Source organism: Pseudomonas sp. JBR1 (assembly GCF_028198185.1).
GTDB lineage: Bacteria > Pseudomonadota > Gammaproteobacteria > Pseudomonadales > Pseudomonadaceae > Chryseomonas > Chryseomonas oryzihabitans_E.
The window spans coordinates 3,895,172-3,909,809 of record NZ_CP116340.1; the positions used below are offsets into that span (position 1 = coordinate 3,895,172).

Consider the following 14,638-nt stretch of genomic DNA (forward strand, 5'->3'; position numbering starts at 1 on the left):
CGCCGGGCTCCGCCGCATCAGGCTATCCATAACCAGGGCAAGCAAGAACCATGGCAACGGAAGAAAAAAGCGAAACACTTGATATTAGCGTCACCGATCCCTCTCGGACCGAAGAGGCGCGGCGTGATCGTCGACTTGCCGGGACCACCGATTGGGTGGTCTTCGGCATCACCAGCATCGCGGCTCTCGCCTTCGTGATCTGGGGATTCGTCAATCAGGTCAGTCTGGCCAGCAGCGCCTCGACCGCCCAAGGCTGGGTAATCACCCACTTTGGCTGGCTGTTCGTGCTCACTTCCACTGGCTTCGTGGTCTTCGTCATCTGGCTGGCTGCCAGTCGCTACGGACGCATTCCCCTGGGACGCGACGACGAACAACCGGAGTTTCGCACCCTGTCGTGGGTGGCGATGATGTTCAGCGCCGGGATGGGTATCGGTCTGATGTTCTTTGGCGTCGCCGAGCCGCTTTCGCATTACCTCAATCCTCCGCCCGGCGGCGCGGCAGGGCAGAGCAGCGCCGCCCTGCAGGTGGCCATGGCCACCACGCTGTTCCACTGGACGCTGCATCCCTGGGCGATCTACGCCGTCGTCGGTCTGGCCATCGCCTATGGCACCTATCGCCGGGGGCGCTGCCAGCTCATCTCGGTCGCCTTCCGGCCGCTGATCGGCGAGTATGCCAATGGCCCCCTCGGCCGCGTCATCGACATGATGGCGATCTTCGCCACCCTGTTCGGTTCGGCCGCCTCCCTGGGCCTGGGTGCCCTGCAGATCGCTGGTGGCCTCGAACACAACGGCTGGATCGAGCAGCCGGGCAAGCTGCTCTACATCAGCATCATCACCGTGCTGACGGTCGCCTTCGTCATCTCCGCCGTGTCGGGCGTGGAGAAGGGTATCCAGTGGCTGTCCAACACCAACATGGTGCTGGCGGTGGCCCTGGCGCTGTTCGTCTTCATCGTCGGCCCGAGTCTGCTGATGCTCAACCTGCTGCCTACCGCCATTGGCGACTACATCGACCTGCTGCCGGAGATGATGGCCCGCACCAGTGCCAGCGGCGGTGAGGCCATGGGCAACTGGCTGTCCAGCTGGACGGTGTTCTACTGGGCCTGGTGGATTTCCTGGACGCCCTTCGTCGGCATGTTCATCGCCCGCATCAGTCGTGGCCGCACCATCCGCCAGTTCGTCACCGGCGTGCTGCTGGTGCCGAGCCTGGTCAGCGTGGTCTGGTTCGTCATCTTCGGCGGCGCGGCCATCGACGCCATGCGCCTGGGCGCCTTCACTCTGGTCGATGGCGCGGTGAACAGCAACTTCGCCCTCTATGATCTGCTGTCCAGCTATCCCTGGGCCTCGGTGACCTCGGTGCTGGTCATGGTGCTGGTGGCGATATTCTTCGTGTCTGGCGCCGATGCCGCTTCCCTGGTGATGGGTACCTTGTCCGAGCGCGGTACCACCGAGCCCTCGCGGCGTACGGTGATCTTCTGGGGCGCCCTCACCGGCGCGGTGGCGGCGATCATGCTGGCCATCGGCGACCCGGGCAATCCGGGCGCGGCTCTGAACGGCCTGCAGAATCTGACCATCGTGGTCTCGCTACCCTTCGTGGTGGTCATGGCGCTGCTGTGCCTGGCGCTCTATCGCGATCTGCGCTGCGATCCGCTGATGCTGCGGCATCTGCGCGGTACCGAGCTGATCGAGAAGGCGGTGCTCTATGGCGCGGTCAAGCACGGCGAAGAATTCCACTTCGTCGTGGGAGAGCCCAAGGCCAAGGGTAACGGCGAGAAGACCGTTGGCGAGAAAGCCACGGTGCGGGTAGAGAAGGTGGAAAAGCAGGTCCAGGTCTGATGCCGGGACCGGCGGGGGCGTCTGCCCCCGCCGGCTGACGGAGGCGCGCCGCGAAGGGGGTCAGCGGGTGCCGAACACCACCATGGTCTTGCCCTTGACGTGGACCAGACCCTGTTCTTCGAGGGACTTCAGCACGCGACCGACCATCTCGCGGGAGCAGCCGACGATACGGCCGATTTCCTGGCGGGTGATCTTGATCTGCATGCCATCCGGGTGGGTCATGGCGTCGGGCTGCTTGCACAGGTCGAGCAGGGTGCGGGCTACGCGACCGGTGACGTCGAGGAAGGCCAGGTCGCCGACCTTGCGGGTGGTCTGGCGCAGCCGCTCGGCCATCTGACGGCCCAGGGAGAAGAGCATGTCCGGATCATGCTGGCTCAGTTCGCGGAACTGGCCATAGCTGATCTCGGCGACTTCGCACTCGGTACGGGCGCGTACCCAGGCACTGCGCTCGGGTTCGCTACCTTCCTTGGAAAACAGACCCATCTCGCCAAAGAAGTCCCCAGCGTTGAGATAGGCAATGATCATTTCGCGGCCTTCATCGTCCTCGATGAGGATGGTGACCGATCCCTTGAGGATGAAGAACAGGCTCTCGCTGTTGTCGCCAGCGTAGATGATGGTGGTTTTTGCCGTATAGCGACGACGCGAGCAATGCGCTAGCAGCTTGTCGATGTGCTGTAACTTCGCGGGAGGGATGATAGCGGCCATGCTGATTCCTGAGGTTGAAAGCTAACCTGAGTCGGGGGCACCGATGTCCGAACCGGTGCATGCACAGGCTGCGCCGGTTCCAATTCAAAGACCGGATAAGAACACGCGCAGCTTAAATGCGAGCTGAATAACCCTACACTGGTACCCAGTTTACGCCATTCAGCATGTTAAGCTGATCACCATTTGCATATATAAGTAGGACGAAAGCGATGAAAGCGCGCATTCAGTGGACGGGCGAGGCCATGTTCCTTGGCGAGTCTGGCAGTGGCCATGTAGTGGTCATGGATGGCCCGCCGGAAAGCGGCGGTCGCAACCTGGGCGTACGGCCGATGGAGACCGTGCTGATCGGTCTGGGCGGCTGCGCCAGCTACGACGTGGTCAGCATCCTGCGCAAGGCGCGGCAGCCGGTGGAGAGCTGCGAGGCGTTCCTTGAGGCCGAGCGCGCCGATACCGAGCCCAAGGTGTTCACCCGCATCCACCTGAAGTTCGTGGTCAAGGGGCGCGGTCTCAAGGAAGCCCAGGTCAAGCGCGCCATCGAGCTGTCGGCGGAAAAATACTGCTCGGCGTCCATCATGCTTGGCCGCGCCGGCGTCGAGATCAGCCACAGCTACGAACTCGTCGAACTCGCCTGAATCCCTCGCCCGCGACGCCCGTTCAGGCGTCGCTACCCGCGTCATCCCCTTCTCGCCGACATCAATTCATCACCTGAGCCCGGCAGACTCTGGCCCCAGCCGCTGCCGATCTGCATAATGCGCCGCTCTTAAGGGGCATGCCCCGACAAGTACAGCCAATCGCCATCGCGAAGAGGTGTTCGCCGCCCTACGCAGCTTGCGCAATCCGCAACTGACGGGCATTCAGGACCGCGGTCAGAGACCGCACGACGGGAGCTTTACCACCGTGAAAAGCAAACTCAGGCTTCATGGTTTCAACAACCTGACCAAGACCTTGAGCTTCAACATCTACGACATCTGCTATGCCGAGACGTCGGAAGATCAACAGGCCTATGTCCAGTACATCGACGAGGAATACGACGCCGAGCGTCTGACCCAGATACTGACCGACGTGGTCGACATCATCGGGGCCAACATCCTCAACATCGCCCGCCAGGACTACGATCCCCAGGGTGCCAGCGTGACCATCCTGATTTCCGAGCAACCGGTCGAGCCGACCGAGAGCCAGATCGAGGAGTCGCCCGGCCCGTTGCGCGAGACCATCCTGGGCCACCTGGACAAGAGTCACATCACGGTGCACACCTATCCGGAGATTCATCCGGATGACGGCATCGCCACCTTCCGCGTCGACATCGACGTCTCCACCTGTGGCGTGATCTCCCCGCTCAAGGCCCTGAACTACCTGATCCACCAGTTCGACTCGGACATCGTCACCGTGGACTACCGGGTGCGTGGTTTCACCCGCGACATCGAAGGGCGCAAGCACTTCATCGACCACGAGATCAATTCGATCCAGAACTACTTGTCCGAGGATACCCGCGCGGCCTATCAGATGGTCGACGTGAACGTGTACCAGGACAACCTGTTCCACACCAAGATGCTGCTCAAGGAATTCGAACTGGACAACTACCTGTTCGGCGACGCCTCCCGCAGCCTCTCGACCGAACAGCGCCAGCAGATCACCCAGCGTCTCAAGCACGAGATGCGCGAGATCTTCTCCGGACGCAACCTGCCGCGCTGATCGCTTGGCTGTTGCTCAAAAAACCCCGCCACGGCGGGGTTTTTCGTTTCCCGGGCTCAATGATGCTCGTCGCGCGCGACCGGTGCGGCACCGGTCACGCTCTTGACCACCCGGCCGATGGTCAGGCCCTGGCCGAGGATGGAGACCAGTACCACGATATAGGTCAGCGCCAGGATCAGATCCCGTTCCGGACCGGCTGGCAGGCTCAGGGCGAGGGCCACGGAGACACCGCCGCGCAGGGCGCCCCAGGTAAGGATGCGCGCCGTGCCGCGGGTCATGTTGCGCCAGTGCGGACTCAGCAGTACCACCGGTGCCACGCTGATCCAGCGGGCGAAGAGAATCGCCAGGGTCACCAGCAACGCCGCGCCCAGGTGGGTCCAGCTGAAGGGCAACACCAGCAGCTCCATGCCGATCAGGGCGAACAGCAGGGCGTTGAGGATCTCGTCGATCAATTCCCAGAAACCGTCCAGGTAGCGCCGGGTGAAATCGTTCATGGCCTTGGTGCGACCCAGGTTGCCGATGATCAGGCCGGCCACCACCATGGCGATGGGGCCGGAGACGTGCAGGTGACTGGCCAGGGTCGAGCCGCCGATCACCAGCGCCAGGGACAGCATCACCTCGATCTGGTGCTGCTCGATGCTCAGCATCAGCCAGTAGCAGATGAAGCCGATCACCAGGCCAAAGAGGATGCCGCCGCCGGCTTCTTCGAGAAACAGCCAGAGCGCGGCGTTGACCGTGGGCGTCTCGCCCAGCTGGATCACCCCCAGCAGCACCGAATAGACCACCACGGCGACGCCATCGTTGAACAGTGCTTCGCCGACGATGGTGGTTTCCAGCGACTTGGGCGCGCCGGCCGAGCGGAGGATGCCGAGCACGGCGATGGGGTCGGTGGGGGAGATCAGGGCACCGAAGATCAGGCAGTAGAGCAGGTCGATGTGCCAGCCCAGCCAGCCGAAGATCCAGTAGGTCAGGTAACCGATCAGTACCGTGGAGATCACCACGCCCAGGGTGGCCAGGCCACCGATGGCCCACCTGTAGTCGCGCAGGTCCTTGAGATTGACGTGCAGGGCGCCGGCGAACAGCAGGAAACCGAGCATCCAGTTCATCAGCAGGTCGTTGAAGTCGATCTGCCCGAGCAACTCGCCGATACGGTGCTCGAGACCAGGAAAACCCAGCCAGGACAGGCTCTGCAGGCCGACCGAGAAGATCAGCGCGATGACCATGACGCCGATGGTGGGTGGCAGGCCAATGAAGCGGAAGTTGAGGTAGGTGAGCAGCGAGGTGAAGCAGATGAAGGCAGCAGCGAGTTCGAGCATGGGCGTTCCAGATCCATCAGACAACGAGACCCCGCGAACGCGGGAGCTAGGGGTAGGATGGGGCGGATGCCGCAAAAGTTACATTATCGATAGCCTGCTATCCGAATTCTCGTTGGAAAGAAGGTGCACCGCGCTCTACCCAGGCGGGTAACGCCTGAGCAGGGCAAGGTGCGTGACGCAGAGACGAACGTCGTCGTGGCTAGAGCGAAGCCGCGACTCCGAGTGCGCTCGCGCGCAGGGGCAGCGGGTGGGGCGCGGCGATACGTGCCTCCAGAGTCGCTACGTAACTGCGGGCATCCGCTTCGCTAAGAAAGGTAATGGCCTGCTTGTCGATGCAGACCTGCCAGGCACTGGTGGTGGACTTGCGCAGGGGACGAACCACGATCTTCATGCTGATACCCTCGGGGACAGACGAAAAGTGGAAACCCGAGTCTAGAGTGGTTTTGATTGCAGAACAGTGACACTCGTCAGTCCGCTGGCTAGGCGCGTGCGCGTTGCCGCTCGGCATACCAGGCGGCGAACTCCTCGGGAGGCAACGGCGGACTGAACAGGAAACCCTGGCACTGCTGGCAGCCCAGCTTGCGCAGGATGTCCCATTGCTCGGTGGTCTCCACCCCTTCGGCCAGGACGTCCAGGCCCAGGCCCTGGCCCAGGGCAACGATGGCCGCGGCGATGGCCTGGCTGCTGTGGGTACCACTGTCGCTGCGCAGTTCGTGCATGAAGCTCTGATCGATCTTGAGCTTGTCGAGCGGAAAGCGGCGCAGGTAGGCCAGCGAGGAGTAGCCGGTGCCAAAGTCGTCCACGGCGATACGCACCCCGAGCGTCTTGAGGGTCGCCAGGGACATTAGCGCTTCCTCGACGTTGTCCATCAGGGTGCCTTCGGTGATCTCCAATTCCAGGTTCTCGGCGGGCAGGCGACTGCGCGCTAGGGCGCGAGAGATGGTGCTGGCCAGGTCACGCTTGGCGAATTGCCGGGGCGAGATGTTGATCGCCAGGGTCTCCAGTTCCAGCCCCTGCTCCAGCCAGCTGCGCATCTGCTGGCAGGCGCTTTCGATGATCCAGTCGCCCAGCGGCACGATGAGCCCGGTCTCTTCGGCCAGGGGAATGAACTCGGTAGGCGGGATGAGCCCCAGTTCCGGGTCCAGCCAGCGCACCAGGGCCTCCACGCCGATGGTCTGGGCCGAACTCACGCTCATCAGCGGTTGGTAATGCAGGACGAAATCACCGCGCTTGAGCGCCGTGCGCAGTCGCGATTCAAGATTCAACCGGCGCCGTGACTGCTCGGTGAGAGCCTGGGTATAGAAGCGGAAGGTATCGCGACCCTGATCCTTGGCCTGGTGCATGGCCGTGTCGGCATTGCGGATGAGGTCGTCGGCGGTGCTGCCATCGTCGGGGAAGAGACTGATGCCGATGCTGGCGCTGAGGTAGATGTCGTGGTCGCCCAGGTGGAAGGGCTGCTCCAGCTTGCCGAGCATCGCCTGGGCGATCTGGGCGGCGAATTCGGGGCGGTCCAGGCGCTCGATGATGACCAGGTACTCATCACCGCCGATGCGAGCCAGGGTGATGTCCTCGCTGAGCAGGGTGCGCAAGCGAGCGGCGAATTCCACCAGTAGCTCGTCGCCCAGGGCATGGCCGTGGCTTTCATTGACCGTGCGGAAGAGGTCGAAGTCGAGGATCAGCACGGCGACCAGGTATTCCTGCGGCTCGGCGAGCGCCAGGGCATGTTCGAGGTGGGTACGCGCCAGCAGGCGGTTGGGGAGGTCGGTCAGCGGATCGTGGTGGGCGAGGTGGCTCAGGCGCGCCTCGCTCTCCCGCAGCCGGGTGGTATCGCTGACCGTGACCGTGTATTGGCGTCTTTCCCGGGGGTAGAGGGTGTCGATGGTGGTCCAGGCCGGAAAGGTGCTGCCATCCAGGCGAGGCCAGAGCAGCTCGCCTTCCCAGCGACCCTCGCGGCGTACGGTGCGCCAAAGCTCGCGATAGAAGCGCTGATCCTGCCGGCCTCCGCTGGGCAGCCCGAGACGCTGGCCAAGCAGGGTGCCCTCCTGGGCGCCCAGCAGCCGGGCGAAGGCCGGATTCACCGCCAGGATCCAGCGACGTTCGTCGAGCAGCAGCAGGCCATCGCGACTGTTCTCGAACATCGCCGCAGCCTGGCGCAGGCTCTCCTCCTGCTGTTTGCGCAGGGTGATGTCCTGAGCGGTACTGATGAAATACTGCGGCAGACCCTGATCATCGCGGATCAGCCGGGTGGTGACGTTGGCCCACACCGGCTGGCCGCTGCGATGCAGATAGCGCTTTTCCAGGGTGTAGCGATCCTGGCCGGTATCGATCAGCTGTTTCCGCAACGCGGCGCCGAGGGCGCGCTCTTCCGGATGAGTCACCGAGGCGATGTCGCGTTGCAGCAATTCCGGTTGCGAATAGCCGAGCATCTGGCAGAAGTGATGATTGATGCTCAGCCAGTGGCCGTCCAAGTCATTCAGCATGATGCCGGTATAGGCCTGTTCGAAGATGCTGCGGTAGCGGGCTTCGCTGGCTCGCTGGGCCTGGACGGCGCGCTGTTGCCGAATGGCCAGCACCGCCAGGCGGGTGAACTCGGTGATCAGGGTCTGGGTCTCCGGCTCCGGTAGCCGCGCCTCGCCATAGTAGATCCCCAGCGCGCCCACGGCGCGCTGTTGCTCGTCCTGCAGGGGCAGTGCCCAGGCGCCGCGAATGCCCGCCGCCAGGGCTGCCGGCAGCAGGACCTGCCAGGCCGGATCCAGTTCGATGTCGATGGTGAACACGGGGGCATTGCCGGTGACGGCGGAACAGCAGCCCTGGTCGTGGCGACCGCGGGGGACACCCTCCAGCGCCGCCTGAAAGGCGGGCGGCAGGCTGGGCGCCGCGGCGACGCGCAGGTGCTCGCCCTGATCGTCCAGCAGCAGGGCGACGCGCATCTCGGGATAGATGCGTTCCAGCCGCAAGGCGATGCCCTGCTGGATCTCCGCCAACGGCAGGCCGGTGAGCAGGTCGTCGAGCACGTCGCTGCGGGCCTGCTGTAACTGCTGCGCCTGATAGTCGTGATGAATGTCGGTCAAGGTGCCCTGGATTTCGCCATCGAGGCCGGCGCGCAATTCCATCTGCATCCAGCGGTGGCTTTCCACCGACAGCCGCAGCCGCACCACGCCGTTCCAATGCAGGCGCTGGCCCCCCGCGAAATCGGCGACCAGCTGGCGCAGCCGGGCGCCATCCTGGGGATGAAAGGCCTGGTCCAGGGGGTGGTTGAGTTGCTGGGCCGCAGGCTGACCTGTCAGGCTTTCCCACGCGGGATTGAGGAATTGCCAACGTCCGCGATGATCGCTGGCAAATATCACCAGCGGCAGATGCTGGACGAGTTCGCGATAGCGTCTCTGGCTGTCCTGCAGGGCCTGCTCGGCCAGCTTGTGGCTGGTGATGTCGACCAGCGCACCGCGGGTAACGCCGGCTTCGTCGAAGTCGCTCTGCCAGTTGAGCCAGCGCCAACTGCCTTCGCCGTCATCGAAGTGCGCGGAAAAATTCAGCGGACCCTGCATGTGTTGCAGGCGTTCGAGCATGCTGCGGACATGGTCGCGATCCTCGGTGCGCGCGCAAGCCACGACAGCGGCGAAGTCCAGCGGCTCGCTGTCCTTGGGCTGGTGCAGCATCACCAGGGTCCGTTCAGAGCAAAGCAGGCGGCCATCGGGCAGTAACTGCCAGTCCCCGGTGTTAGTCAGCCGCTGGATAAAGTCCTGGGTTTCGCGCTGGTTCTGCAGCTCCTCGATAAAACCTTCCTGATGCCTGGCCTGCCGAAGCATCAGGCCATAGACCACCAGCGCGACCAGGCTCACGAAACCCAGGCCCTTGAAGGTCTGCCACGGATAGTGGCTCGCTCGGTCGCCAACGAGGGCATGCAACAGGGCGTCGCTACCGACTACCCAGAGAGCGCTCAGGATTAGATACACCAAGGCAGTGCGCGCCGGAGAAGGAAGCCGCATCCCGGATCCTCAAGGCCCGATCGTAGATGTCGGGTTCAATTCAGCATTGACCGGATAAGGGTGCAGCAGTTCTGGTTTGGGCACCCTGCAATCCCTCTTTATATCGTACGACATCAGTCGACGCGTTGCGCGGGCAGCGACCTGGGCTAGACGTCCCAGCCAGGGTCGTCTGACCTCGTGCAATTTACCAGGCCAATTTTCACATTTCTTGCATTTTGCCTGCCGTCCAGAAATGTTGTTTTTATATAATTTGTTGATTTTTAATGACTTTTTATAGGGTTGGAATTCATTGCGGCCGTTGCGCTCTACATCTAGGTCGCTGCTGCCAGGACCTGAGCGCAGTACAACCAAGGAAAACAGGAGTCATCTCATGAAAAAGACTTTCGGTACTTTCGCCCTCGCTGCCGTCACCGCTTCCGTACTGAGCCTGCCGCTGGCCGGCGGTGCCTTCGCTGCCACCAGCCAGAACATGACCCTGGCCGCCAACAACACCATGGACAAGACCGAAGAAGCCGCATCCGATACCTGGATCACCAGCAAGGTGAAGGCGTCTTTCCTGGCTGACGAACACATCAAGGGCACCTCGATCAAGGTCGAGACCAACAAGGGCGTCGTCTCCCTGTCCGGCACCGTGGCTACCGAAGCCCAGCGCGACCTGGCGATCAAAGAAGCCAAGGCCATCAAGGGCGTCAAGGCCGTCTCGGCTGACGCGCTGAAAGCCGCTCAGTAAGAACGCCTGGTAACCCCGGCACGATGGCAGCGCCGCACGCTGCCATCACCCTTTGTCCTTCACCCCGGAGAACTGACATGACCAACACGACCGAAACCCTCAACGATCTGATCGAGATCGCCCGTGACGGCAAGAATTTCTACGAGCACGCCCTCACCGAAGTGAAGAACCCCGAACTCAAGGCCCTGTTCACCGAGATCGCCCAGAGCAAGGGCGAGATCATCAGTGCCCTGAGCAGCCAGGTATCGGCCGCTGGTGAAAAGCCCGCCGAACAAGGCACCTTTGCCGGCAGCTTCCGCAAGTACTACACCGACGTCAAAACTTCCTTTGCCAGCAAGGAAAAGGAAGAGGTCACTTACGTCAGTGAACTGGAAGAACAGGAAGACCGCCTGTTGCACGCGCTGGAGCGTGCCGTAAACGAACATGCCACGCCGGATGCCCAGGCCAGCCTGCGCAGCCAGCTCGAAAAGGCCCGTGCGACCCATGATCGCATGCGTGACCTGAAGCACCGGATGCAAGCAGCCCACTAAGGCCGCCGGTAGAAAAAAGCCCCGCCTAGGCGGGGCTTTTCTTTGGACTGCTGTCTAGCCCTGCGGGGCGCGGTTGAGGCGAGCGTCGATGAGGCTGTCGACCACGGACGGGTCGGCCAGGGTCGAGGTATCGCCCAGGCTGTCCAGCTCGTCGCAGGCGATCTTGCGCAGGATGCGCCTCATGATCTTGCCGGAGCGGGTCTTGGGCAGCGCCGGCGCCCATTGCAGGAACTCCGGCTTGGCGAAGCTGCCGATCTCGTCGGCTACCTGCTGACGCAGCCGAGCCTTGAGTTCATCGCTCGGCGTTACCCCGCCCTTGGTGGTGACGAAGGCGTAGACCGCCTGCCCCTTGACCTCGTGCAGGCAGCCCACCACGGCCGCCTCGGCCACGTCCGCATGCTCGGTGAGCACGCTTTCTACTTCCGCCGTACCGATGCGGTGGCCGGAGACGTTGAGCACGTCGTCCACCCGCCCGGTGATCCAGTAGTAGCCATCTTCGTCACGGCGAGCGCCATCGCCGGTGAAGTAGTAGCCCGGATAGGCGCTGAAATAGGTGTCGATCAACCGCTGGTGATCACCATAGACGGTGCGGATCTGGCTGGGCCAGCTGGCCTTGATCGCCAGCACGCCGCTGCCGGGACCGTCGATTTCCTTGCCCTGTTCGTCCAGCAGGACCGGCTGGACGCCAAAGAAGGGCAGGGTGGCCGAACCTGGCTTCAGCGCCAGGGCGCCGGGCGGCGGCGCGATGAGGATGCTGCCGGTCTCGGTCTGCCACCAGGTGTCGACGATGGGGCAGCGACCTTCCCCTACCACCCGGTGATACCACTCCCAAGCCTCGGGATTGATGGGTTCGCCGACGCTGCCCAGTAGTTGCAGGCTTTGCCGCGAGGTGCGCTGTACCGGCTCGTCGCCTTCCCGCATCAGGGCGCGCAAGGCAGTGGGAGCGGTGTAGAAGATGTTGACCTGGTGCTTGTCCACCACCTGCCAGAGGCGACTGGCGTCGGGATAGCTCGGCACGCCTTCGAACATCAGGGTAGTGGCGCCGTTGGCCAGGGGCCCGTAGACGATGTAGCTGTGGCCGGTCACCCAGCCAACGTCGGCAGTGCACCAGAAGACCTGCCCCTCGTGATAGTCGAACAAATACTTGAAGCTTAAGGTGGCGCCCAGCAGATAGCCCCCGGTGGTGTGCAGCACGCCCTTGGGCTTGCCGGTGGAGCCGGAGGTGTAGAGGATGAACAGCGGATCCTCGGCGTCCATGGGCTCCACCGGGCAGTTGGCGGAGACGTCGGCCACGGCCTGGGCATAGGGCAGGTCGCGACCTTCCTGTCGACCCACCGCGGCGCCGGTACGCTCGACCAGCACCACGGTGTGGACGTCCGGACACTTGGCCAGGGCCTTGTCGACATTGGCCTTGAGCGGGACGCGCTTGCCACCGCGCACGCCCTCGTCGGCGGTGATCACCACCCGGCAGTCGGAGTCGAGGATGCGATCACGCAATGCCTCGGGCGAGAAGCCGCCGAATACCACCGAATGGACCGCACCGATGCGGGCGCAGGCCAGCATGGCGTAGGCCGCCTCGGGGATCATCGGCAGGTACAGGCAGACCCTGTCGCCCTTCTTTACCCCGCGCGCCTTGAGCACATTGGCCAGGCGGCAGACGTGTTCGTGCAGCTGACGATAGGTGATGGTCTGGCTGTCGGCGGGGTCGTCACCTTCCCAGACGATGGCGGTCTGGTCACCGCGGGCGGCGAGGTGGCGATCAATGCAGTTGTAGGCGACGTTGAGCTGACCGCCGCTGAACCAGCGGGTACGCCCCTCGCGCATATCGCCGCTATGGACTTCGTCCCAGGTGCGTGACCAGTCGAGCAGGGCGCTGGCCTGCTCGCTCCAGAAGCGTTCCGGCTGGTCCACCGAACGCTGGTAGAGCTCGCGATAACGGGCTTCATCGAGATGGGTGCGCGCACTCAGGCTCTCGGGCACGGGATAGCGGTGGCTCATGGCCGGCTCCTTCTTGGTGTTGTTGTGCTCCTAGTTTAGGCCCGGATGGCCCGATGGGGTTCAGCGGGAGGATAAAACGAAAAAAGCGCCGCAGAGCGACGCTTTTCGAGAGAGCAGAGGCGATCAGCCGCGGTGACGACCGCGGAAGTAATCAATCAGGCCCTGAGTGGAGCCATCGTCAGCCTTGCCTTCGCTACGGCCGATGATGTGCTGGTAGACATCCTTGCCCAGCTCCTTGCCCAGTTCGACGCCCCACTGGTCGAAGCAGTTGATGCCCCAGATGACGCTCTGCACGAACACCTTGTGCTCGTACAGCGCCACCAGCGCCCCCAGGCGCCGCGGCGAGATGCGCTCCAGCACCAGGGTGTTGCTCGGACGGTTGCCCGGAATCACCTTGTGCGGCGCCAGCTTGGCGATCTCGGCTTCACCCATGCCCTTCTCGCGCAGTTCCTTCTCGGCTTCCTCGCGGGTCTTGCCCAGCATCAGCGCCTGGCTCTGCGACAGGCAGTTGGCATAGAGCCATTGCTGGTGATCGGCCACCGGGTTGTGGCTCACCACCGGCACGATGAAGTCACCGGGGATCAGTTGGGTGCCCTGGTGGAGCAGCTGGTGATAGGCGTGCTGACCGTTGCAGCCGACGCCGCCCCAGATCACCGGACCGGTTTCCATGCTCACCAGCGAGCCGTCCTGACGCACGCTCTTGCCGTTGGACTCCATGTCCAACTGCTGAAGGTGCTTCACGAAGTTACGCAGGTGGTGGTCGTAGGGCAGGATCGCGTGGCTGGTCGCGCCCCAGAAGTTGCCGTACCAGACCCCGAGCAGGCCCAGCAGCACCGGCATGTTCTCTTCGAAGGGCGCGCTGGTGAAATGCTGGTCCATGGCATAGGCGCCGGCCAGCAGGTCCTTGAAGTTGGACATGCCGATGGCCAGGGCGATGGGCAGGCCGATGGCCGACCACAGCGAGTAGCGCCCGCCGACCCAGTCCCACATGGGGAAGATGTTCTCTTCGGCGATGCCGAATTCCACCGCCATCTTGACGTTGCTGGAGACGGCGATGAAGTGCTTGTGCAGCTCCGGCTCCGGGCAGCCCTGGGCCAGGCACCAGGCGCGCGCGGCCTGGGCATTCTTCAGCGTCTCCAGGGTACCGAAGGACTTGGAGGAGACGATGAACAGGGTGGTGTCGGCGGCGAGCTTGGAGGTCACCTCGCGGAATTCGCTGCCGTCGATGTTGGCCAGGTAGTGGCAACGTACGCCGCGCTGGGTGAAGGGCACCAGCGCCTCGGACACCAGCTGCGGGCCGAGGAAGGAACCACCGATGCCGATATTGACCACGTCGGTGATCGGCTTCTCGGTGTAGCCGCGCCAAAGGCCGTTGTGGATGCGGGTAACCAGCGCGGTCATCTGGTTCAGGACCCGATGCACCTCGGGCATGATGTCCTGGCCGTCGATCTCGACGCTGTCGCCTACCGGACGGCGCAGTGCGGTGTGCAGCGCGGGGCGGTGTTCGGACGAGTTGACGTAGGCACCGTCGAATAGGGTACGGATGGCGCCTTCCAAGCCCGCTTCGCGGGCCAGGTTCACCAGCAGCTCACGGGTCTGCTCGGTGATGAGATTCTTGGAATAGTCGAGGAACAGACCACTGGTGTTCAGGGAGAACTGCGTGAACCGCTGCGGATCGGCGGCGAAGGCGTCGCGCATGCGAAAGTTCTGCATGGCCTTGCGGTGCTCTTGCAGCGCTTTCCAGGAGGCGAGCTGGGTCACGTCGAGGGGATGTTGATAGTACTCCATGGGTAGGCTTTTCCTTGGTGGCTCTTGTTTGCTGTTGTGCCCCACAAGCCGGTGGCTTGCA

At 63.4% G+C, this 14,638-nt stretch carries 11 protein-coding genes; 5 read left to right on the plus strand and 6 right to left on the minus strand.

Annotated features, from left to right (window positions below; all coding sequences use genetic code 11):
- The first annotated feature begins 50 nt into the window (after positions 1-50).
- A complete protein-coding gene (locus PJ259_RS18075; protein WP_271653716.1) occupies positions 51-1,832 on the plus strand; it encodes a BCCT family transporter in 1,782 nt (593 codons plus the stop codon).
- 60 nt (positions 1,833-1,892) lie between these two features.
- Here PJ259_RS18075 and crp read toward each other — a convergent pair whose 3' ends face one another.
- Positions 1,893-2,537, minus strand: a complete 645-nt coding sequence (gene crp / locus PJ259_RS18080; RefSeq protein ID WP_017640369.1) for a cAMP-activated global transcriptional regulator CRP — start codon at positions 2,535-2,537, stop codon at positions 1,893-1,895.
- A gap of 209 nt (positions 2,538-2,746) precedes the next feature.
- On the opposite strand from crp, the gene PJ259_RS18085 reads away from it, so the two are divergent.
- Entirely contained in the window at positions 2,747-3,169 is a 423-nt protein-coding gene (locus PJ259_RS18085) for an OsmC family protein (RefSeq protein WP_271653717.1), read from the plus strand.
- Positions 3,170-3,434: 265 nt separating this feature from the next.
- A complete protein-coding gene (speD, locus tag PJ259_RS18090) occupies positions 3,435-4,229 on the plus strand; it encodes an adenosylmethionine decarboxylase (protein ID WP_059316808.1) in 795 nt (264 codons plus the stop codon).
- A gap of 56 nt (positions 4,230-4,285) precedes the next feature.
- On the opposite strand, the gene PJ259_RS18095 is transcribed toward speD, so the two are convergent.
- The 3 genes from PJ259_RS18095 to PJ259_RS18105 all read right to left on the minus strand — a co-directional run bounded on the left by PJ259_RS18095 (position 4,286) and on the right by PJ259_RS18105 (position 9,531).
- Positions 4,286-5,545 carry a cation:proton antiporter gene (locus PJ259_RS18095; protein WP_271653718.1) on the minus strand — a complete coding sequence of 420 codons (1,260 nt, stop codon included), beginning with the start codon at positions 5,543-5,545 and terminating at the stop codon, positions 4,286-4,288.
- A gap of 199 nt (positions 5,546-5,744) precedes the next feature.
- Positions 5,745-5,936 carry a hypothetical protein gene (locus PJ259_RS18100; protein ID WP_271653719.1) on the minus strand — a complete coding sequence of 64 codons (192 nt, stop codon included), beginning with the start codon at positions 5,934-5,936 and terminating at the stop codon, positions 5,745-5,747.
- Between the two features lie 88 nt (positions 5,937-6,024).
- On the minus strand, positions 6,025-9,531 hold the full coding sequence (locus tag PJ259_RS18105; protein WP_271653720.1) for a bifunctional diguanylate cyclase/phosphodiesterase: 3,507 nt from the start codon (positions 9,529-9,531) through the stop codon (positions 6,025-6,027).
- A gap of 370 nt (positions 9,532-9,901) precedes the next feature.
- On the opposite strand from PJ259_RS18105, the gene PJ259_RS18110 reads away from it, so the two are divergent.
- Positions 9,902-10,261, plus strand: a complete 360-nt coding sequence (locus tag PJ259_RS18110) for a BON domain-containing protein (protein ID WP_017640375.1) — start codon at positions 9,902-9,904, stop codon at positions 10,259-10,261.
- A gap of 77 nt (positions 10,262-10,338) precedes the next feature.
- Positions 10,339-10,791: a PA2169 family four-helix-bundle protein gene (locus PJ259_RS18115; RefSeq protein WP_271653721.1), complete on the plus strand. Its 453-nt coding sequence runs from the start codon at positions 10,339-10,341 to the stop codon at positions 10,789-10,791.
- 54 nt (positions 10,792-10,845) lie between these two features.
- On the opposite strand, the gene acs is transcribed toward PJ259_RS18115, so the two are convergent.
- On the minus strand, positions 10,846-12,789 hold the full coding sequence (acs, locus tag PJ259_RS18120) for an acetate--CoA ligase (protein ID WP_271653722.1): 1,944 nt from the start codon (positions 12,787-12,789) through the stop codon (positions 10,846-10,848).
- A 123-nt stretch (positions 12,790-12,912) separates the two neighbouring features.
- Positions 12,913-14,577 (minus strand): glucose-6-phosphate isomerase, encoded by a 1,665-nt coding sequence (pgi, locus tag PJ259_RS18125; RefSeq protein WP_271653723.1) that lies wholly within the window; start codon positions 14,575-14,577, stop codon positions 12,913-12,915.
- Between the last annotated feature and the right edge of the window lie 61 nt (positions 14,578-14,638).

Excerpts from the sequence above, each read along its gene's own strand:
- PJ259_RS18105 (WP_271653720.1), bottom strand. The coding sequence starts at position 9,531 with ATGCGGCTTCCTTCTCCGGCGCGCACTGCCTTGGTGTATCTAATCCTG.
- pgi (WP_271653723.1), bottom strand. The coding sequence starts at position 14,577 with ATGGAGTACTATCAACATCCCCTCGACGTGACCCAGCTCGCCTCCTGG.
- PJ259_RS18075 (WP_271653716.1), top strand. The coding sequence starts at position 51 with ATGGCAACGGAAGAAAAAAGCGAAACACTTGATATTAGCGTCACCGAT.
- crp (WP_017640369.1), bottom strand. The coding sequence starts at position 2,537 with ATGGCCGCTATCATCCCTCCCGCGAAGTTACAGCACATCGACAAGCTG.
- PJ259_RS18115 (WP_271653721.1), top strand. The coding sequence starts at position 10,339 with ATGACCAACACGACCGAAACCCTCAACGATCTGATCGAGATCGCCCGT.
- PJ259_RS18100 (WP_271653719.1), bottom strand. The coding sequence starts at position 5,936 with ATGAAGATCGTGGTTCGTCCCCTGCGCAAGTCCACCACCAGTGCCTGG.
- acs (WP_271653722.1), bottom strand. The coding sequence starts at position 12,789 with ATGAGCCACCGCTATCCCGTGCCCGAGAGCCTGAGTGCGCGCACCCAT.
- PJ259_RS18085 (WP_271653717.1), top strand. The coding sequence starts at position 2,747 with ATGAAAGCGCGCATTCAGTGGACGGGCGAGGCCATGTTCCTTGGCGAG.
- PJ259_RS18095 (WP_271653718.1), bottom strand. The coding sequence starts at position 5,545 with ATGCTCGAACTCGCTGCTGCCTTCATCTGCTTCACCTCGCTGCTCACC.
- PJ259_RS18110 (WP_017640375.1), top strand. The coding sequence starts at position 9,902 with ATGAAAAAGACTTTCGGTACTTTCGCCCTCGCTGCCGTCACCGCTTCC.